Origin of the sequence: Brachybacterium sp. EE-P12 (assembly GCF_003711805.1) — a bacterium.
In the GTDB taxonomy this organism is placed as follows: Bacteria; Actinomycetota; Actinomycetes; order Actinomycetales; family Dermabacteraceae; genus Brachybacterium.
Map to the genome: position 1 here is coordinate 90615 of NZ_QXCP01000008.1, position 20696 is coordinate 111310.

A 20696-nucleotide genomic window follows, 5' to 3' on the forward strand; every position below is an offset into this window, starting at 1 on the left:
CCGCTCAGCGGTCCTCCGTCGTCCTCAGAGGTCTCAGTCGTCCTCGGCGTCCTGCGCCGCGTCCAGCAGCGGCAGGTCCTCCGCGGTCACGAGCCGGGAGAACACCGCATGCTCGACCAGTCGGGCACGACGGTTGCTCGCGAGCTTGCCGGGGCCGCCGCGCAGCCCCCGCACCCCCAGCCGGTCGAGCTTGTCGCACACGTTGTCCAGCTTGCGGTTGAACTTGGTCAGCTGCCAGCCCAGACGCTCCGCGGCCTGCCCCGAGGTGGGGACGGCGCTCATGCCGGAGCCCTCCCGGCTGAGCATCGGCTCGGCGAGCGCGAGGATCAGCAGCTTCTGGCTCGGGGTCAGCTGCACGGAGCCGACGGTCGTCTCCCCGGCGGGGTCGTCCGGACCGGCGATCCGGGCGAACTCCGGGGACTCCGCGTGCACGGCCAGGTCGTAGGTCGTGGGCCCGGCGGTGAACACCACCTTGGTCACGTCGAACACGAGCGGGATCCGGGCGCCGGGCGCGAGCCAGGCCTGCATGGACCCGCTGCCGTCGGTGAGCGTGGCCGAGAGCCGCGCCCCGATGTTCACGAGCCACCACATCGACTCGACCTGCACGATCGTCAGGAACCGTCGGTGGAGGAAGGGGTTGTCCTCGTCGATCGTGAGGTCCGCCTCGCGACCGATCGTGAGCTCTTGCCCGTCCTCGACGCGGTACCACTCCCCGCAGAACTCGACCGAGATCGTCGACGCCATCGTCACTGTGCTCCTTGTTCGTCCAGGTGGGACCCCGCCCACGCGGCACCCTGCTGTCGGGCTGCTCGCCCCCTGTCGTCACTGCGCATCGAGGCACACCTCCTCCGGCTCGCTGGCCTGCCCGTTGGGGTTGACGGTGCGCACGCTCACGCAGCGGTCCTCCAGCTGGGGCGGGATCTCGACGACCACCGAGTTGCGGCCGTGGACCTCCCGCGGCTGGGCGTACTGCTCGTAGTTCGGGGGCATGTCGTCCCACTGCACGATGAAGTGGTCCTCCTGCGTGAAGTTCTCCGGCAGCTCCCACGTCACCTGCACCCGTCCGGTCGATTCGGTGCCCTCCTCGGGCGCGAGGACGTGCAGCTCGAGGCTGCGCGGCGCGCCCGGCGGGTCCTCCTGGGCGACCGGCGCGTTCACCTCGCTGGCCGCGATCTCCTCGGGCTCCTCCACGAAGAAGTGACGCACGGCCAGGGTCGCTCCCACACCGAGCACGATCACGAGCACCGCGGCGAGGGTCACGAACGGCCAGGCGGGGGTGCGGGGCGTCGCCGGCTCCGCCTCCGGCGCGGCCGACGGGGAGGGCTCCTGCCCGGTCGTGCGTGACGCGGTCCCGGCGGGACGCAGCATCGTCGACTCCGGGGAGTCCGCCGCCGACGGGGCCGACGGGGCCGAGGCACCGGACCAGCCCGGCGCGGCGGGGCTCGGGTCGGCCTCGAGCGCGGGTGCGACCCCCGCATAGGGGTCCGGGCGTCGTCCGCCCGGTGCGGTGCCCGTCTCGGGATCGACGGTGGCGACCTTCCGGATCCGGGTGTGCTCGACGAGCTCGTCGTCCTCCTCGCCGTATGCGTGGCCGGCGGCGCCCCACTCGTCGAGCACGTCCATCTGGGTGACCGGCAGGGAGAGGGACAGCTCCACCTGCTGCAGCGCCCGGCCGAAGGCGAGCGCGGTGTCGTACCGGCCGGCGGGGTCCTTCGCCATCGCGATCGACAGCGCCCGGTTCAGCTCCGGCGGGATGTCGGGACGGTCCAGGGGCGGCAGCGGCTCGCCGACGATGCGCTGGATCAGGTCCGTGGCGGTGTTGCGCTGGCCGCGCCGCTCGAAGGGCGTCCGGCCCGCGAGCAGCGAGTAGACGGACGCGGCGAGGGAGAAGACGTCGCTGCGCACGTCCGCGCGGGGCGGGTCGGAGAAGAACTCGGGCGGGGACCACGGGATCGACATCCCCTGCGAGTCCTCGACGTCCCTTCCCTGCCCGGCCGCGATCGAGATGCCGAAGTCGGTCAGCGCCGGCCGGTTGTAGTCGGTGACCAGGATGTTCGCGGGCTTGATGTCGCGGTGGAGGATCCCGGCGCGGTGCGCGGTCTCCACGGCCCCGGCGATCTGCACGCCCACGCGCAGCGCCTCTGCGACGGTGATCCGCTCCTTGCGGAAGCGCACGCCGTAGTTCGGGCGCGAGCAGTACTCCATCACGATGTACGGGCGGTGGTCCCCGGAGACCTCGGCCTGGTGGATCGTGACGATCGAGGGATGGGTCGACATCTGGGCCATGACGTTGGCCTCGGAGTCGAACTGGTGGCGCACGGACTCGTCGAGCACCGTCGAGAGCAGCACCTTGATCGCGACCCGGCGCTGCGGGCGGGCCTGGCGGTACAGGAACACGTCGGCGAAGCCGCCGGAGCCGAGCAGCTTCTCGTACTCGTAGCCGACCAGGCGCGGGGGTGCCGAGGGCGGTCTGGAGCTCATGACCTCTCCCGATATGTCAGGTGCACGCCGTCGCCCAGGTCGAGCAGGTCCCCGTCGTGCAGGAGCGTCCCCTCGCGGGGCCGCAGACGCAGCGGCTCGTGCCCCGTGCGGTGCAGTGTGGTGCCGTTGGTGGTGCCGAGGTCCAGGGCGACCACGTGCCATCCCTCGAGCCGCAGCTCGAGGTGCGAGCGGGAGATGTCCTGCTGCGGGCTGGGGACGGTGATCAGCTGCGGGACGTCGGCGCCGCTGACGCGGGAGGCCCGGGGGCGACGGCCGACGATGGTGCCGCGGTCGAGCACGAAGCCTTCCCCCGTGCTGAGCGCGATCACGCCGAGCGAGGGCCGGGCGACGGTGCGGGTCGGCCCGCCGAGGGGCGCTGCGCAGAGCCGGCAGACAGGGCGGTCGGGCGGGTTCGCGTGACCGTTCGCGCATACGAGTCCGGGCAGTGCGACGGCGCCGCCGGTGGGGCGGGCCGCCGGTCGCTTCGGCGCGGCCGGGCCGCCGTGGGGGCTCCGGGGAGCAGGCGACGGCTGCTGGCGGTATGGGCTCCGCGGCGCGGCATGGCCCGGCTGCGCGGCATGGTGAGGGGGCGCCGCGTGGCTCCGCGGCGCGGCATGGCCGGGCGGTGCCGGGCGCGGTCCCGTGGCCGGGGCGGGGGGACGCTCGGCCATGTGCACCTGCGGATAGGCGGGCGGGGCCGGCTGCGGGCGGGCCGCGCGCCGCGCTGCGGCCTGGGCGATCTCCGGCGCGGTGCGTCCCACGCCGGGCACCCAGTCGATGAAGTCCCCTGCGTCGGTCGTGTGCTCCGCCACGGGCTCCTCCTCGTCGGCGGAGGAGGCGCTCGGGATCCGTGTCTCGGCGGGGAACCCCGCTCCCTCCGGCGAGGCGTCCTCCGCGCCGGCCTCGCCGCGGGCGGCGGGCTGAGCGGCGTGCTCCGGATCGTCCTCCTCGCCGGTGCGGCGCACCGCCGCGTCCTCGATGCGGCGGAAGACGGTCTTGCCGAAGAGGTCGTCGTAGGCGCCGGTGTTCTCGAGGTCGCCCGAAGCAGCGCCGGAGGGGCGGGACGAGGGCTGCGACGGAGAGGGTGCCTGCGGTGCCGGGGTCGGAGCCGCGAGGGCGCCGTCATCGATCGGGGCGACGAGCGTGGGCGGCGACTGCAGCGCGTCCGCCCCGGCCGCCGCGGGAGCAGGCTCCGTCGCCGGGGCGGCGGCTTCCGTCGCGGGGGACGGCTCGGGCGGCGGCGCGGCGGCGGCGCGCCGGCGATCGAAGAGGGAGGTGCTGACCAGGCGCCGCTTGGCGGGAGCCGGTCGCGACGGCTCCGCCTCCTGCCCCGCCTGCCGGGCCGGGGCCGGTACCGCCGGGCTCGTGGCCGGAGCGCGGTCCTGCTCGGAGGCCGGGGGCGGGGCGGCCTCCTGGGCCTGCTCCGGGCCAGCAGAGGCCGCCGCGGCAGCGGGCGTGACGACTGCTGCCGCGTCGCCGGTCTCCGCAGGCTCGCTCGCGGCGATGCCCGTGGCGGGAGCCGCCACCGGAGCGGCGGCTTCGGCCGTGCCGGTCGGCTCCGCCGGAGCGGGTGCCTCCACCGGGCCGGGGGTCTGCACCGGAGCGGGCGCGTCCCCGAACAGCCCGGCGAAGAGGTTCGGTCCGCTCGGCTCCTCGGAGGGCGTCGGGCGCGAGGTGGAGCGCGACCCTCCGCCGGAGAGGGACGGCGGCATCTCGCCGGGCTTGCGGGTCGCGACCGCGGGCTTCCGTGGCGCCGAGGAGCTCGACGTCGAGGAGGAGCTGGTCGGGGTGCTCGCGGGCTTGCGGGCGGAGCGCTCCGCGCGGCGCTTCTTCGCCTCCTCGGTCTCGATGGACCGGCCGTCCTTCTCGACCTGCTCGGCGAGCGCCGCGCGCTCGTCCTCCTCCAGCTGCGCGGGGTCGACGCTCATGCGCACGAAGCCGCGCACGGGGACGATCCCCGAGACGATGCGGGGCGCGCCGATCGGCTCCTCCGGCGGGAGATCTCCGAAGGCCACGCGCCGCAGCTGTTCGAAGGAGCGGAGCACGACCGGCTCCTCCTCGGTGCCGACGAGCTGCTGCGACCCCTCGGCGGTGTAGACCGCGAGCGGCGTGCTCCCCTTCACGCCGAGGGTCGCGCGGTCCCCGTCGTGGATGCCGAACAGCAGGGCGGTGAGCTTGTCGGCGCTGCCGAGCTCGCCGGCCTCGACCAGCTGCTCGAGGAGCTCCTCGGCGGCGGGGCCGCCGCCCAGCACGTCCCAGGCCGCCTCCGTCACCTGCTTGCGCAGCCCGGGCACGAGCACCATCCAGGCGTTCTCGCGCACCACGAGGGTCGCGGGTCCCTGCCGGGTCCAGGTCCCGAGCCCCAGCAGCGTGGGCTCGGCCATCTCCTCGCTCATCGGTCCTGTCCCTCCCCGCCCGGGAGATGGCGCGGCAGGGTGTCCTCGTCGACCTCGGTCTGCTCCTCGTCGGGGGTGGACGTGCCGGCGGTGGCCTCGGTCGCGAGGGACTGCCCCACCACCTCGACGGCCTCGACGATGACGACGCTGACGTTGTCGTGGCCGCCGGCGTCCAGGGCCAGCCCCACGAGGTCCTCCGCGATCGTGCGCACGTCCAGGGGACGGCGCAGCATCGCCTCGATCGCCTCGTCGTCCACCTCGCCGGTCAGCCCGTCGGAGCAGATCAGCATCCGGTCCCCGGTCTCCGCGGGGATCAGCCAGTAGTCCGGATCGGATTCCGGCCCGGCGCCGAGCGCGCGGGTGACCATGTGGCGGTAAGGGTGGATCCGCGCCTGCTCCGCAGAGATGTCCCCGCGGTCCATCAGCTCCTGGACCACCGAATGGTCCACGCTGACCTGCTCGAAGACCTCGCCCGAGAGACGGTAGACGCGCGAGTCCCCGAGGTTCATCACCACCCAGTAGCCGACCCCGTCCAGCACCATCGTCGCCACCAGCGCGACCGTGGTGCCCGCGCCGAGCGTCGACTCGCCGCCGAGCTCGGCGATGCGCACCGCGGCCGAGTGCAGCGCGTCGCCGAGCTGCTCGACGGTCACGTTCTGCTGCAGGGTCAGCTTCTCGAACTCCTCGACCGCGATCGCACTGGCGACCTCCCCCGCGTTGTGCCCGCCCATCCCGTCGGCGACCAGATGGATCGGGATCGCGCTGAGGAGGCTGTCCTCGTTCGTGGCGCGCACGTGGCCGACGTGGGTGGCGGAGGCGGAGACGACGCGGACGGTGCCCTCGAGGTCCGGGTCGGAGAGGGAGCGGTCGATCACTGCACCCTCTCCACGGACAGGGTCCGGTCCCCGAGATTGACCCGCGCCCCGGCGGGGAGGACCGTCGGGGTCTGGGGCACGAGGTTCTCGCGGGAGCCGTCCTCGCGCAGGATCGTGGAGCCGTTGGTGGATCCGAGGTCGGTGACGACCAGCTCCTCCCCCGTGCCGTCCACGCGCAGGTGCGTCTTGGAGACGGAACGGGACTCGTCCCGCATCACGAAGACCAGCTCGTCGCCGGGCGCGGCAGGGTTGCGGCCGACGACGACGGCCTTGTCCACGATGCGCTCGGCACCGTCGTCGGTGGTCAGCCGCACCTTCTTCAGGGGAGGCAGGTGCGCGGGCGAGATCCGGGTGGCCTCGAGGTCGCCGAGGTCCTCGGCGACGGACATGCGGGTGGCCTCGTCCACGGAGTCGTCGACCTCGCCCCAGGCGTCACCGGTCACTTCGCTCGGTCCGCCGTGCTGGTCATCGGCCGTGCCGTCCGGGGCGGGCGCGACGGGAGGAGCCGGCGGCGGCCCCCAGCCCGACTGCTCGGGAGCCGGCTGCCCTCCCCACGTCGGGGTCGGCTCCTGCGGCGCCTCCGGCGGGGGCCCCCAGGTCGGTGCGGACTCCTGCGCCGCGGGCTCCTCCCACGTCGGGGCCTGAGGCTGCGCCGCGGGCGGGCCCCACGAGGCCTCGGGCGCCTGCTGCTCAGGACGGCCCCACGGGTCCTGCGCGGGGGCCTGGTCCCGGAGGGGCTGCGCGGGGGCGGCCGGCTCGTCCCACGGGCTCGGCGGCGACGGGATCGGCTCCACGGGCGGCGGGGCCCAGCCGCCGTCGGCCCCCTGCGGCGGCGCGCCCTGCTGCGGGGCTCCCTGCGGCGACGGTCCTCCGTCGACAGGCTGCGCGGAGCCCGCGCCCTGGTCGCGCCAGGCGGCGCCGGGCTCGGCCAGGAGGTTCTCATGGGCGGCGACGGCGACGGAGGGCGCGCCGAGGTAGTGCTGGGCACCCGCACGCTCGAAGTCGTCGGGCCGCGGCTTCAGCGGATCGCGCCCCTCCTTGACGTCCACGACCACCGAGTCGACGGCCCGGTCGTGGAAGCCGCGCAGCTGCTTGCGCGGGTCGAGGAAGATCGACAGCGCCATGATCAGCGGGATCAGCCCGTACAGGGCCCAGCGCCCCAGCGAGCGCAGGAAGCCGAGCGGCCCGCCCTGGCTGGTGCGGGTCACGCGCAGGCCGAGGATCAGCTTGCCGAGCGTGAAGCCCTTGGCGCCCATCAGCCAGATCATCACCAGGTGGTAGGCCAGCGGGAGCGCGACCCCGACGCCGATGAGGATCTGGGGCAGCAGGCCGGGGTCCTCGGAGAGGAGGAGCAGGCCCGCACCCGCCAGGAAGGGCACCGACACGAGCGAGGCGAGCACCGAGTCGATGAGCGCGGCGAGGACGCGCTTCAGCGGCGAGGCCGTGGCGCAGCCGTCCAGCGGCGGATCGAGCGGCGCCGCGGTGGCGGGGTCCGCCGGGCCGGGCTCGGGCGCACGCGCCGGCGATCCCGGTGCGCCGGGCGCGCCGACGGGCGGGCCGGGCTGATTCATCGGTGGCTGCGTGACCATCACCCGATCGTACTGTTCCTCCCCCCGCAGCGCGGTCGCGCCGGGACGGGCGGGCCGCAGGGAGTCGGCGGTGATCAGCTCGATCCCCTCCTCCTCGGCGGTGCCTGCAGGGGCGGCCGCCTCCCGGGACCGCTGGCGCGGCGGCGGCGACCAGGCGCCGGGGGCGTCGGTGGCCCGCCGCCCGTACGGGGAGGGCTGGTAGCGGGCGCCGCACTCGCCGCAGATCGCGGCGCCCTCGGACAGCAGCGTCCCGCAGGTGCTGCAGTATCTGGTCCCGGTCATGAGGTGCCGTCCTTCCGCATCAGAGTCCTCCACAGCGATCGCGCGGTCGCATCCCGCGCCGAGGTGCGTCGGCGCCGCAGCGCCTCCGTGCGTCGCAGCGCCTTCGCCCGTGCTCTGGCGTTGACCCGTCTGCGCCTGTTCTCGCGTCGCCGCTCCGCACCCTGCCGGCGGAAGGAGCGCAGCGAGAGCGCCGTGCGCAGACGACGATGCCACGGCAGCGCAGCAGTCATGCCGCGACGGGTCTCCATGACCTGGTCCCAATACGCCTCGCCCGCCGCCTCGGGCAGGTCGTCCGGACCGAACACGGCCCGGTCGGCGCGCGCGGCCAGGAGCGCGAGGCCCGCCTCGGGGATCTCGCCCCGGAGCCGCGCGACGATCTCCGTGCGCGTCAGCAGCGGCTCCGGGGCCTTCCCCATGTCGGCGAGGAGGTCGACGATCTCCTGCCACCCGCCGTCCACCCGCGCGGGGAGGGCACCGCGGGTGCGGCGTCGCCCGCGCCGCACCGACTTCGCGATGAGCACCGCGGCGACGGCGAGACCCACCAGCAGCAGCGGCAACAGCGCCAGGCCCGCGTAGACCACCCAGGACACGGACTCCTCGAGCGGATCGTCCTCCTCGCTCTCGTCGCTCATCGCGCCCGGCGGCGGGGTCGGTGGCTCCGCCGGGGGCGGGGGCGGCTGCGCGACCTGCGGGAGCGGCTTCTCGACCTCCTTGGGCTGCGGCTCGGTGGGGTCCTCGTCCTCGTCCGGGGCAGGATCGAAGCGCACCCAGCCGAGGTCGTCGAAGGCGACCTCGACCCAGGCGGTCACGTCGTCGCCCGTGAGGGAGACCGTCCCCTCCTGGCCCTCGGGCACCTCGAAGCCCATCACCACGCGGGCCGGCATCCCGATCGAGCGGGCCATCACGGCGGTCAGCGCCGCGTACTGCTCCTCGTCGCCGATGCGTCCCAGCGGCTGCGCATCGGACCTGTCCTCGTCGAAGCTCGTCTCCTCGAGCATCGCCCGCAGGCGGCTGTAGCCGTGCCCGGAGAGGGAGGCGGCGTCGTCCTCGAGGCCGTGGGAGTAGAAGGCGTCGGTCTTGATGGTGCGGGAGAGGTTCTGGAATCGCTCGTAGTCGGAATCGGAGCCGCCCGCCCACTCCTCGGCGAGCGTGGCCATCTCGTCCGTCGGTGCGTTGTCCGGCAGCTCGATGTCCGCGAAGGTCGCGGTGCGCTGCTCCTCCGCGGTCGGCTCGGTGTACGGCTCGTAGGACAGCTCGTAGCTGTCACCCGGTGCGACGCCGCGCGCGTTGATCGCCGTCTGCGCGGCGTCGTTGAGGAAGAGGTTCTCGGTGGTGGTGCTCGCGCGGCGCGAGTCCATCCCCTCGAGGTCGATGCGGTTGGTGCGCTCGCCCACGGTGGGCAGCCACACCCCCTGGTAGGCGCCGATCCTCACCGTGGAGACCTGCTGCTGGGAGCTGCCCTCGTGGAGGTCCACGCCGGGCGCGGTGCGCAGGAAGGCGCCCGAGGGGCTGTCCTTCTGCCGGCTGCTGGCGACGTTGAACACCTGGAGGTCGTACTGGTCCATCGTGGCCAGGCGGATGTGATCGCCGCTGCTCACGCCGGTGATGCTGAACAGCTCCTCCTCCCGCTGGTCCTTGAGGTAGCCGCGGAACTCGGTGAGCGGGGAGACGTACTGGCGCGGATCGAAGGGCGGGGTGATCCTGTCGCGCTGGGCGTAGCGGATGGTGCCCTCCGGCGGGTCCAGCAGCGGGCTCGCCGCGACGGCGCCCCCGGCGGCGACCGCCAGGATCACGGCCCCGCCGATCACCCGGCGGCGCAGCACGGGGTTCTTCCACGAGCCCGGCCTCACCGTGTCGGAGATGATCGTGGACCGGGCCCCGGCGAGGCGCCCGCTCTCGAAGCGCCAGGTCAGCCAGGCCACGGACAGCACCGCGTAGAGCACGCCGCGGGGCACGGGCCAGAACGCCTGGTCGGTGCCGAAGACCACGCTCGCCCCCACCAGCACGAGCGGGAACAGCCACGCCAGCACGTACTGCCGGGTGCGCAGCACGACGCTCATCCCCAGCAGCGACAGCAGCAGCACGCTGATCCACACCACGCCCAGCACACCCTGGGCGACGCCGACGGGCGGGGCGACGGTCAGCACGGACTTCCAGGTCGTCACCGGCGCCTTGAGCAGCTCGAGCAGCGATCCGGGGGTGGGGACGATGCCCCACAGCGCCCGGGTGGGGGCGGCGAGCATGGAGCCGAACAGGAGGTGCACGCCCAGCAGCAGGGCGGTGATCCGCAGAGCGCCCCAGCGCCAGCGCGCGCCGATCAGTGCGATGAGCGTGCCGAGCATGAGTGCCATGATCCCGGTGACCAGGTACTGCGCTCCTCCGTAGACGTGCTGGAAGCCGAGCAGCGCGAGCAGGAACAGCACGGAGAGCACGGCGACGTCGAGCGCGAGGCGCACGGTCGGGACTGTGGAGAAGCAGCTGGGGCGGCGCGCGGGGCGCGCGGGCGCGCTCATCGGCCCACCGCCCGCAGCGCCCGGGCGAGGGTGTCGAGCGAGCCGAGGGTGACCACGTCGAGCGACCCGATCGCGGAGCGGCGCACCTCGGCGTCCGCGACGCAGCGGATCGCCACGGCCGTCACGCCGATCGGGAGCTGGGTGGCGGCGGCGTTGAGCTCGCGCGCCGTGGTGTGGGGGCCCACCACCATCATCACCGTGGAGGCGTTCGGGGCGAGGTCGGAGGCCTTCTGGCCGAGCTCGTGGAAGGAGCGGCGCTCGCCCAGCTGCTCGACGACGGTGTAGTCGTCCATCATCGGGCGGAACCCGACGGTGCGCTGGCGGGTGTCGAAGGTGAAGGGCGTCAGCTCCTTCTCCTCGCGGAACGTCTGTGCGGAGATCGAGGCGGCCACGGACACCGCCAGCTCGAACTCGTCCTCGGTCGCGTAGTGCTCGGCGAGGTTGTCGAGCGCGACGACCACGTGGGAGCGGCGCGTCTCCTCGAACTGGCGGACCATGAGCTTGCCGGTGCGGGCGGTGGTGCGCCAGTGGACGTGGCGGCGGTCGTCGCCGGGGCTGTAGTCGCGCAGCGCGTGGAAGGCGATGTCGGAGCTGGAGAGGTCCGAGGAGGGGGTGCCCTCGAGGTCGCGGAGGTAGCCGCTGGCGGCCTCGTCGAGCCGGACGGTGCGCGGGTGGACGAAGAGCTCCTGCTCCTTCGCCCAGGTGACCTGGCGGCGCATGAGCGAGAGCGGGTCGTCGCGCACGGAGCGCACGGGGCCGACGATCAGCACGGCGCGTCGTGAGGTGGGGACGGCGAAGAGCTCCTCGTGCGTCGCCTCCGGCCGCAGGCGCGGGACGAGGAGCTGCGCGGTGGCCCGCCCGACGGCGAGCTCGATCCGCGAGGGCAGGATGTCGCGCTGGGTGGGGTTGGCGACCTCGACGCGGCCGACGGCGCGAGTGCCGACCACGACCCGGTGGGTCTGCAGGTCGAGGGTGACCGCGTAGTTCGCCCTGCCGAGCACGAACAGCGCGGCGATCAGCAGCGGGATCGTCAGCGCCAGGCCGATGACGTTCAGCTCGGTGATGTGGAGGACGAGGCCCGCGATCCAGCTCGCCGCGGCGACGCCGAACGCGGCCCAGCCCACCGGGGAGACGACGTCGAGGACGGGGTGGATGCGGCGCAGCCACAGCTCGACGGCGCGGTCGCGCAGACCTGCCCAGCCGGTGCTCGCCTCGGCGCCCCCGAGCTGGGTGGTCTCCTCGGGGGGCGCCGCCTCGCCGCTGCGGGCGCGCCCGGCGGCCGCGCGAGAGCGACGACGCTCGCGGCGGGAGCCGGCACGGGCCTCGGCGGCGGCGGCGCGCCGGCGCTTCCTCGCCGCGGCCTTGGCGGACTTCGCGTCGGCGGTGTCGGCGGGGACGGAGGTCTCCTGGGTCATCGGGGCCCTCCCTCCCCCGCCGCGCCTCGGGGACGCCGGTGGCGGAAGCTCATGCCGACTGCCGGCGCGCCTGCGGAGGCGCCACCTCGCTGAGGATCTTCGTCATGACGGACTTCGCAGTGGTGCCCGCGAACTCCGCCTCGGGGTCGAGCACGAAACGGTGCAGCCACACGGGCTCGACGAGCGCCTTCACGTCATCGGGGATGACGTAGTGGCGGCCGTTCACGGCCGCCCACACCTTCACGGTGCGCATGAGCGCGAGGGCGCCGCGGATGGAGACGCCGACGCGGACCTCGGGGGCCAGGCGCGTCTCCTCCATCAGGCGCGAGACGTACTCGAGCACCGCCGGGTCCACGTGCACGGTGGAGGCGAGCTGGGTCATGTCGTTCACGGCCTGCAGGGAGATGCGCGGGCTGAGCTGTCGGGACCGGTCCCGCAGCGCGGAGCCCTGGAGGATCTGCACGCTCGAGGCGTGGTCCGGGTATCCGATCGAGGTCTTCATGAGGAAGCGGTCCAGCTGTGCCTCGGGGAGGCGGTAGGTGCCGGCCTGCTCGATCGGGTTCTGGGTGGCGATCACCATGAAGGGGTTGCCGACCTCGTGGGTGACGCCGTCGACGGTGACCCGTCCCTCCTCCATCACCTCGAGCATCGCCGACTGGGTCTTGGGCGAGGCGCGGTTGATCTCGTCGGCGAGGACGACGTTGGCGAAGACGGGGCCCTTGTGGAACTCGAAGGACTTCGTGTTCTGGTCGTAGATCGTCACGCCCGTGACGTCGGAGGGCAGCAGGTCCGGGGTGAACTGGATGCGGGTGCTGGTGCCCTGCACGGTCGCGGCGATCGACCGGGCCAGCGAGGTCTTGCCGGTGCCCGGCGCGTCCTCGAGCAGCACGTGGCCGGGGGCCATCATCGCGGTCAGCACCAGGCGGACGATCTCGTTCTTGCCCAGCACCGCCTGGCCGACGCTCTGGACGAGCTTGTCGAAGGTGTCGGCGAACCAGCGGGCCTGTTCGGGGGTCATGCTCATGGGGAGGGATCTGCTCTCTTCGCGTGGAGGGACGGGATGCCGGTGGGGGCGTGCGGAAGCATCACTCCGGATAGTCGTAGGTGCCCACGGACTTCCCGTCGACCGTCACCGTGAACGACTCGCCCGGGTAGCCGAAGGCCCACTCATGGCCCTCCGCATCCGAGGACCAGGTGCCATCCTGCCTGGCCGTGATCTCGACGGGCCCCCCGGGGAAGAACGTGTCCCCCGGACGTTGATCGACCTCGGCCTGCAGCTCGTACGTCTCGCCCGGCTCCAGGTCGCTCAGCGTGATGTGGACCTGCCTGCAGTACTCGGACTTGCAGGAGATGGTGTTGAACCGGGTGGTCCCGAACGTCACGTCGGACGTGGGCTCCGGCGGGGTGTAGGTCTGGGCGCCCTGGGTCTTGCTGACGGTGCCGCTGACCAGTCCCTTCGCGTTCTTGACCCGCGCCTCGATCGTCACCTTCCCGCCGGACGTCACCTGGTAGGTCTTGGAGAACGACGTCCCGGAGCTCGTCCACTCCCCGCCGTCGACGCGGACCTGGAGGGTCTTGCCACCGCCCCCGCCGTCGCTGCCGCCCGCGCTCGCCCTGACGGTGACCGGGCACTTCGAGGAGGACGTGCACTTGCCGTTGCTGCCGCTGACGGTCGGCTGGGCCGGCCTGGTGTACGGCGTCACGGCGTTCGACTCGGCGGAGGGCTTGCTGATGCCGCCGTCGTCGGCGAAGCCGTTGCGTGCCTCGACGGTGAACCTGTAGGAGGTGCCGTTCTCGAGACCGGTGATGTCGGCCGAGGTCGCCGGCGCGTCCACCGTCGTGGATCCACCGCTCCAGCGCACCACGTACTGCGTGACCGTGGTGCCCTTGCCGTCGGCCGCCTTCCAGGTGACCTCAGCCCGACCATTCGGTCCGTCGCCCTCGCCCTCGCTGGGCATCGACGCCTTCACACCGGTGGGCGCCGCGGGCTTCGCCCACGGCGTCACGGTGTTCGATGCCTTCGACGCCCCGGTGCCGGTGCCGACGGAGTTCACGCCGGTGTAGGTGAAGCTGACCTTCGCATCCGGGTCGAGGTCCCGGAACGTCACCGTCGTCGCATCGCCGTCGACCTTCCTCGTCTCTCCCGAGGAGGCTGTGACGATGTACTGGGTGATCGGCTCCCCGTTCGCCTCCGCGGAGGTCATCGCCGGCCAGCTCACCTCGACCGCGCCGCCGAGCGCGGTGTTGACGCGCTCCGCGGTGGGGGTGCCGCCGGGGGCCCTGGGCTTGCCGGCCGGGTGCTCCGCGGAGGACCAGTCCGACCACTCCGAGGGCTCGTCGGCGAGGTTCGAGGCCTGCACGCGGAAGCGGTACTCACGGCCGTTGGTCAGCCCGGGGAACACCGTCTGGGTGGAGCCGCCCTCGACGGTCTGGGAGCTGATGCCCTGGCCGGAGGTGTCCTGGATCTGCACCTCGTAGCTCTGGATCGCGGAGCCCCGGTTCACCGGCGCGGACCAGGTCACGGTCAGCTGCTCGTCGCCGCGCTCGGCGCGCGGGGCGCCGGGCTTCTCGGGGCGCACGTCCGGGCGTGCCGTCGCCGAGGGCGCCGAGGGATCCGAGTCCCCGACCTCGTTGGTCGCCACGACCTGGAAGGTGTACTCGGTGTCGTTGGTGAGCCCGGAGATGGTGCACGAGGTCGACTCGCACTCCTGGGACACGGAGCCGCCGGTCGCCGCGGTCACGGTGTACCCCGTGATCGGCGCGCCGTTGTCCGGCCCGGCCTTGAAGTTCAGCTCCACGAAGCCGTCCCCGACCTCGCCGATCCGCGGCGAGGACGGCGGCTCGGGCAGGCCGCGCACCACGATCCGGATCTCTCCGGTCGCCTTGCGGTCCAGGTCGCCGGTGTCGTCCAGCACGGAGTAGCGGGCGGTGAGGATGCCGTGGAAGTCCTCGTCCGGGGTGATCGAGACCTTGTCGCCGTCGAGCGAGACCGTGCCGCGGCCGGAGGTCACCGCGGCGTCCTCGAGCGTCCGCTTCCCGCCGGGGAAGGGGTTGGAGTCGTTCTCGAGCACCGGGATCGACTTCGTCTGTCCCGCATCGATGGTGGCCTCGTCGAGGGCGGCGGTGATCTTCGGCCGCGTCGATCCGGTGACGGTCACCTGGACGGTGGCCTCCACGGGGTCGTTCGTGCCGTCGGCGGCGGTCACCGGCACGTCGAGCACCGTGCCCTTGGCGGCCTTGGGCGTCGCCGTGGCGATGAAGGTCGAGTCGTCGAGGGCCACCTCCACCTCGGGGTCCGAGCTCTCCCCGGCCAGGGCGAAGGCGAGCTCGTCGTCCTCGGGGTCCTCAGCCCCGGCGGCGAGGTCGACCCGGGCCTGTCCTTCGCCCTGCTCGACGTCGAGCTGCGCGCCCTGGAGGCTGGGTGGGAGGTTCTCGTCCTCGGGCGCGACCTCGACGGGGATGGCGAGGGTCGCGGTGGCCGCGGTCTCGTCGCCCACCGCACCGTCGGTCACCTCGACGCTGATGGTGTCCTTGCCGGAGAATTCCGCGGCGGGCCGGTAGCGCAGCGTCGTCTCGTCCGCGACGAGCTCGCCGCCGTCGGAGTGGGTCGCGGTCACCAGCGAGGGATCGGTGATCTGCACGGCCTCGGCCCCCGGACGCACCCGGACGTTCCTAGGATCGGCCAGGTCGATGCTCGCCTCGGCGCCGGCCTGGACCTCCACCGCATCGCCCACCCAGACGGGGGCCTGCTTCGCGGTGCCGGGCACCCACACGTAGCCCGCGGAGGAGAGGTCGTCCTGGTCGGTGATGATGTAGCGCAGTCGCTGCTGCTCCTCCTGCGGCGTGATCCGCAGGGTGCCGTCCTCGCGCAGCTCGGCCCCCTCGTAGCTGCCGTCGAGCTCGACCTCGAGGTCCCTGGTGGAGCCGTCGGGGTCGTAGTCGTTGGCGAGCACGTCGACCTCGATCACCTCGCGCTGCGGATCGAGCACCTGCTCGGCGGAGACGAAGTCGTCCACCGCGACCGGGGCCAGCAGCGGCGCGTTCTCGGCGACCTTGATCGTCGCGGTCGCACTGGACTTCAGCTGCCCGTCGGTCGCGGAGTACAGCACCGTGTGGGTGCCCTCCTCGCTCGGCGTGGTGATGGTGACGAGGTTGTCCTCGGCGTCCTCCGACGGGTCGATCACCTCGATCTCCGTCGTCGCCTGGACGTCCTCGCGCACGATCCCGAGCGGATCGCCCTCGGGGTCGGTGTCGTTCTCGAGGACCGGGACCTGCACCTCGCGGTCGGGGCGCACCTCGACGGTGTCGTCGACCGCGTAGGGGGCCTGGTTCCGCTCGGTCGGCGCGGCGACGCCGACGAGCACCTCGGCGGTGCCGACCGCGCCGTGGCGGTCCATCACCTGGTAGCGGAAGCGGTCCGTGCCGACGGAGTCCTCATGGGGCAGGTACTCGATCCACTCGCCGGTGGCGTCGGTGATCTCGCCGAGGGTCGGCATCGGGCTCGCGGCGCCGGTGAGCATCACCGAGTCGCCGTCGGGGTCGATGCCCGTGGTGGGCACGGGGATCCGCACCGACGTCCCGGCGACCGCTCGGGCGGTGAGGTTCTGCGGGCGCGGCGGGGTGTTCTCCGCATCGCGCGGGATGACCGTGATGTGCACGAGGGCAGAGCCGGTCCGGCCGGTGCCGTCGATCACCTCGTACTGGACGACGGCCTCCCCGCTGGCGTCGTCGTCCGCGCGGAAGCGCACCATGTCCTGGTGCGGCTCGGTGTGCCCGAGCTCGTCGGCCCGCTCGGTGTCCATGATCCGGCCGAGGTGGAGGTCGGCGCCCGTGGGCGAGACGTCGTTGGCGATGACGTCGATGTTCACCATGTCCCCGGCGCGGACGACGGCGCGGTCGGGGACCGCCTCCGGGTTCGCGAACTGCGTGTCGGTGCTCGCGACCATCATCCGGATCGTGCCGGTGGAGGTCCCGGCCGAGTTCGAGACCTCGTAGGTCACGGGCACGGGCTCCGCGGAGACCGTCGCTCCGGGCTCCGCCTCGACCCGCACCAGGTGGTGGTCGACGACGGTGGCCTTCAGCCCGCTGTCCTCGGGCACCTCGAGAGAGTTGACGACGAGCACGCCGCCGGTCGGGTCGACATCGTTCTCGAGCGGGTCCACGAGCGTGTCGGCACCGGTGGTGACAGTGCCGAGATCGTCGACCGCGACGGGCTGGAGGTTCTCGGCCTCCGGCTCGACCACGTCGATGCGGATGAGGCCGAGCGAGGTGGTGCTGCCTCCGCTGGCCCCGACCGTGTACTCGAGATAGTGGGTGCCGGGCACGGCCCCGGTGACGTCCACGGTTCCGGCGTCCAGGGCCGGGTCGACCTCGAGCCCCTCGGACTCGCCCAGGCTGATCAGCTCGAGATCTCCGCCGTTGGGGTTCAGGTCGTTGGCCAGCGGCTTCAGCGTGGTGGTGCGGTCGGCGACGACGCTGACGTGGTCCGCGGTGGTGATCGGCGGGAGGTCGTCGTCGGTGACGGACTCGATCTCGAGCGTCCCCTCCCCCGTCTCGCCGTGCTCGTCGCGGAAGGTGAGCTGGACCTGCTTCGTGCCCGGGGAGCGCCCCGCATCGTTGAAGGTGATCAGTCCGTCCGGACGGAAGGAGACCAGGTCCTGGGGCTCGACCTCGGCGTTGGCGAGGTAGAAGGCGTCGCCGTCGGGGTCCTCCCAGTAGGGCAGGATGTTGATGCTGACGTCCTGCCCCGAGCGGACCTGCACCTTGGCCATCGTCTCCTCGGCCGACTGCGGGCCGGAGTTCTCCCCCTCCGCGCGCACCTCGAGGGTGACGGTCGCGGTGTCCTTCCCGCCGCGGCCGTCGTTGACCTGGTAGGTGAAGGTGTCGGTGCCGGAGGCGTCGTCGGCCACCTGGATCTGCAGCTGCGTCCCGCCCGTGATCGCGGAGACCTGACCGGCATCCGGCTGGTCGCCCTCGACGGCGACGGTGAGCACGTCCCCGTCGGGGTCGACGTCGTTGCGCGTCACCGGCAGCACCACGTTCTGACCGGCGCGCACGCCGAAGGTGTCGTCGTCGGCGGTGGGGGGCCGGTTCTCCTCGTCGCGCTCCGCCGCGACGTTCTCGATCGTCGTGGTGAGGGTCTCCTCCTCCTTCTCCTTCGACTGGTCGGTCTGGAGGTCCTGGTCGATGACCCAGTCGTCGACCAGTTGCATCGAGTCCATGATCTCCCAGGACAGACCGAACCTCTGGTCGTTGAGGACCACGAGGTCGCGGTTCTGGCGCAGGGAGAGGTCCGCTCCGGGCTCCGCCCCCGGGATCGCATCGATGACCGGCTCCTGTCCCTCGCAGGCGCGGACGTAGCGCAGGGAACCGCCCCAGGCCCCGTAGGCGCAGCCGGCGACCTGCGCGGGCGGGACGACCTCGGAGCCGGTGCCGCCGGCGGGGATCTCCTGCGCCTTCCCGCCCTTCAGCGGGATCAGCAGCAGCGTGTCGGCGGTGGCGAGAGCGACGTCCTTCGCGGAGGGGCCGGCCTGCTGGAGCTCCCCGACCTCGAGGGAGGAGATGCCGTATTCCTCCAGCGGGTAGTCCTTCATCTCGGTGCCCAGGCGCAGCTTCCGGTTCTCGCGGTCCATGATCACCGGAACGTCGCCGACGACGGTGAGGTCGACCTGCGCCGGATCGCTGGAGAGGTTCCCGGCGACGAAGGGCTTGTCCGCCGTGGTGTCACGAGTCTTCGGCGTGCGCGGGAAGCGCAGCAGCTCCTCCCCGTCCAGCACGTACACGTCCCCGCTCATCGAGACCGCGACCGGCGGGGCGCCGGACCCGGTCTCGTGGACGGGGTCGACGGCGGCGGGGCTGAACGCGGCCGCCTCCTGCGGGGAGAGGATCCAGACCCGGCCGTCCGGGGCCGCGATGACGACGCGGTCACCGCCGATGCGGACGATGGACTCCGGCGGCAGCTCGACCAGCCCCGCTCGGGAGACCGCAGCGGTGTTGATCGGCGTCATGCCGCGCGGACCGGTCTCGAAGACGTGATAGCCGGACTGGATGATGTCCAGGTCCTGGCCGGTGGAGGCGAGTCGCGCGTCGAGCTCCCCCGCGTCGACGTTCAGCCGGCCGATGAGGCCGCGGTCCCCGTTGCTGACCCAGACGCCGCCGTCGGAGACCTCCACCTCGGAGGAGGACAGGCCGTCGTAGTTCAGGGCGAAGCCGGTCAGGACCAGCGCCACCACCGACAGGACCGCCGTGGAGACGACCGTCGTGCGCCGGACTCGGCGCCGCGACGGTGCCGCGGTGACTGACATGGTGGTACCCCCAGGTGACGGACGAACTGCTCGCGAGCTGACGTCTCGACCCTGCTGCATCCCCCTCGGGACGACCCCCGCAGTCCCAGGATCCGCGCGCGACCCCCGCCACCCTACCGTCCCGTAGGCGCCTGGACCATACGGTGCGGTTCATGGGGACGCCCGGGAGGAGCCTGTCCTACGGCACGGCTGCGCCCAGCGGTGGACGCCTGATGGACCGGTGGGACGGTCGACGTGCTGCCGGACGTTCAGCTGCGGCGTTCGACGAGCGTGCGGGTGAACGTCTGGAGGGCGTCGCGGACGGACCCCTCGGGCAGCTGGTCGAGGATGGCGACCGCGTCGTCGGCGGTGCGCTGGGCCAGCGTGCGCGTCTCCTCGAGGGCGGGGTCCTCGCGGAGCAGTGCGACGAGCTCCCCGAGGCTGCGATCATCGCTGAGATCGCTGTCCAGGCGTCGTACGATCTCGAGGCTGCGTGCGTCCTGCGTCGCAGCGGCGCGGCGGCGCACGAGCAGGGTCGGCATGGTCGGCACACCCTCACGCAGGTCGATGCCGGGGGTCTTGCCGCTCGTGGCGGCATCGCTCTCCAGATCGAGGACGTCGTCGGCGAGCTGGAAGGCGACGCCGACCTTCTCCCCGTAGTCGCGCATGATCTCGCCGCTGCCCGCAGGAGCACCGGCGAGGGTGGCGCCGAGGTGACCGGCGAGGGACAGGAGCGAGGCCGTCTTGTCCGAGAGGACGGAGATGTAGTGCTCGAAGGGATCGTCCTGCTCTCGCGGGCCGACGGTCTCGTGGAGCTGCCCGAGGCAGAGCCGTTCGAAGGTCTGCGCGTGCAGGCGCACGGCGTCCGCGCCGATGCGGGCGCTGAGTCCGCTGGCGCGGGCGAAGAGGAAGTCTCCGGTGAGGATCGCGACGTTGTTGCCCCACAGGGCGTGGGCGCTGTCGGTGCCGCGACGCGTGGGCGCCGAGTCCATGACGTCGTCGTGGTAGAGGCTCGCCAGATGCGTGAGCTCGACGAGCACCGCCGCGTCCTCCACGCCCTCGGCGTCGACGTCGCCCAACGAGGCGGCGAGCAGCACGAGCATGGGTCGGACGCGCTTGCCGCCGGCGTCCATGAGATGGCGCGCGGTCCAGCGCATCATGTCGTCGGAGTTCGCGACGGAGTCGCGCAGCCGGTGCTCGATGGTGTCCAGGCGCTCGACGATGCCCGAGGCGAGCTGATCGTCGATGTCGGGGACACCCGGCAGCGTGGACGGCATGACACTCCTGGAGCTCGGACCGGTCCCCTGGCAGGATCCGGCATGCGGACAGCGCACCCGGACGGTGCGGCACGACAGACGAGTCTACCGGGGTGGAGCGATCCCGTAGCGGCCCGAAGGCCCGCGAGGTGACCGGGGGAACTGCGACAGGGCCGCGGCCCGCCCGGCTCCCCTCCGCACAGAGCAGATGATCCTCGGAGATCCCCGGCGGTGCAGCCGGGGCTCTCCGCGTTCCCGGTGCTCACCAGAACAGCCCCGGACGGGCGTGTCCGGTTTCGGGCATGACCAAAGGGAGTGGTGGAGGCGAACACCCTGACGGGGTTCCAGCACTCCACCACTCCCGATAAAAGATGTCCGGCGGCGACCTACTCTCCCACACCCTCCCGAGTGCAGTACCATCGGCGCGATCGAGCTTAGCTTCCGGGTTCGGAATGGAACCGGGCGTTTCCTCGACGCTATGACCGCCGTAACACGACGAGACCAACCAGCCACCCACCCCAACATCGAAACGCTGGGACAGCGGGGTTGTTCCTCAAGAACCGCACAGTGGACGCGAACACACACAGCAAACAACACACGCAAAGA

At 72.7% G+C, this 20696-nt stretch carries 10 protein-coding genes and 1 rRNA gene; all 11 read right to left on the reverse strand.

From position 1 onward, the window contains the following. Nucleotides 1-33 precede the first annotated feature (33 nt). A complete protein-coding gene (locus tag D1648_RS12110) occupies nt 34-744 on the reverse strand; it encodes a hypothetical protein (protein ID WP_122942181.1) in 711 nt (236 codons plus the stop codon). Between the two features lie 78 nt (nt 745-822). Next, nucleotides 823-2481, reverse strand: a complete 1659-nt coding sequence (locus tag D1648_RS12115) for a serine/threonine-protein kinase (protein WP_122942183.1) — start codon at nt 2479-2481, stop codon at nt 823-825. Then, on the reverse strand, nt 2478-4877 hold the full coding sequence (locus tag D1648_RS18250) for an FHA domain-containing protein (RefSeq protein ID WP_122942185.1): 2400 nt from the start codon (nt 4875-4877) through the stop codon (nt 2478-2480). The genes D1648_RS12115 and D1648_RS18250 overlap by 4 nt, the downstream gene beginning before the upstream one ends. Beyond that, nucleotides 4874-5752 (reverse strand): PP2C family serine/threonine-protein phosphatase, encoded by an 879-nt coding sequence (locus D1648_RS12125; RefSeq protein WP_122942187.1) that lies wholly within the window; start codon nt 5750-5752, stop codon nt 4874-4876. Before D1648_RS12125 ends, D1648_RS18250 begins: the two co-directional genes overlap by 4 nt. Beyond that, the gene (locus D1648_RS12130; protein ID WP_122942189.1) at nt 5749-7623 is read right to left on the reverse strand and encodes an RDD family protein; all 1875 of its coding nucleotides are present in this window, start codon (nt 7621-7623) and stop codon (nt 5749-5751) included. The genes D1648_RS12125 and D1648_RS12130 overlap by 4 nt, the downstream gene beginning before the upstream one ends. Then, nucleotides 7620-10136: a transglutaminase domain-containing protein gene (locus tag D1648_RS12135; RefSeq protein ID WP_122942191.1), complete on the reverse strand. Its 2517-nt coding sequence runs from the start codon at nt 10134-10136 to the stop codon at nt 7620-7622. Before D1648_RS12135 ends, D1648_RS12130 begins: the two co-directional genes overlap by 4 nt. Beyond that, entirely contained in the window at nt 10133-11551 is a 1419-nt protein-coding gene (locus D1648_RS12140) for a DUF58 domain-containing protein (protein WP_122942193.1), read from the reverse strand. The genes D1648_RS12135 and D1648_RS12140 overlap by 4 nt, the downstream gene beginning before the upstream one ends. A gap of 49 nt (nt 11552-11600) precedes the next feature. Beyond that, a complete protein-coding gene (locus tag D1648_RS12145) occupies nt 11601-12575 on the reverse strand; it encodes a MoxR family ATPase (protein WP_164518703.1) in 975 nt (324 codons plus the stop codon). 61 nt (nt 12576-12636) lie between these two features. After that, entirely contained in the window at nt 12637-18855 is a 6219-nt protein-coding gene (locus D1648_RS12150; protein ID WP_122942198.1) for an Ig-like domain-containing protein, read from the reverse strand. 248 nt (nt 18856-19103) lie between these two features. Next, entirely contained in the window at nt 19104-20111 is a 1008-nt protein-coding gene (locus D1648_RS12155) for a polyprenyl synthetase family protein (protein ID WP_122942200.1), read from the reverse strand. Between the two features lie 352 nt (nt 20112-20463). After that, nucleotides 20464-20580, reverse strand: a 5S ribosomal RNA gene (gene rrf / locus D1648_RS12160). Nucleotides 20581-20696 lie beyond the last annotated feature (116 nt).

Coding starts and splice junctions, on each gene's coding strand:
- D1648_RS12110 (WP_122942181.1), bottom strand. CDS start 744: ATGGCGTCGACGATCTCGGTCGAGTTCTGCGGGGAGTGGTACCGCGTC.
- D1648_RS12115 (WP_122942183.1), bottom strand. CDS start 2,481: ATGAGCTCCAGACCGCCCTCGGCACCCCCGCGCCTGGTCGGCTACGAG.
- D1648_RS18250 (WP_122942185.1), bottom strand. CDS start 4,877: ATGAGCGAGGAGATGGCCGAGCCCACGCTGCTGGGGCTCGGGACCTGG.
- D1648_RS12130 (WP_122942189.1), bottom strand. CDS start 7,623: ATGACCGGGACCAGATACTGCAGCACCTGCGGGACGCTGCTGTCCGAG.
- D1648_RS12135 (WP_122942191.1), bottom strand. CDS start 10,136: ATGAGCGCGCCCGCGCGCCCCGCGCGCCGCCCCAGCTGCTTCTCCACA.
- D1648_RS12140 (WP_122942193.1), bottom strand. CDS start 11,551: ATGACCCAGGAGACCTCCGTCCCCGCCGACACCGCCGACGCGAAGTCC.
- D1648_RS12145 (WP_164518703.1), bottom strand. CDS start 12,575: ATGAGCATGACCCCCGAACAGGCCCGCTGGTTCGCCGACACCTTCGAC.
- D1648_RS12150 (WP_122942198.1), bottom strand. CDS start 18,855: ATGTCAGTCACCGCGGCACCGTCGCGGCGCCGAGTCCGGCGCACGACG.
- D1648_RS12155 (WP_122942200.1), bottom strand. CDS start 20,111: ATGCCGTCCACGCTGCCGGGTGTCCCCGACATCGACGATCAGCTCGCC.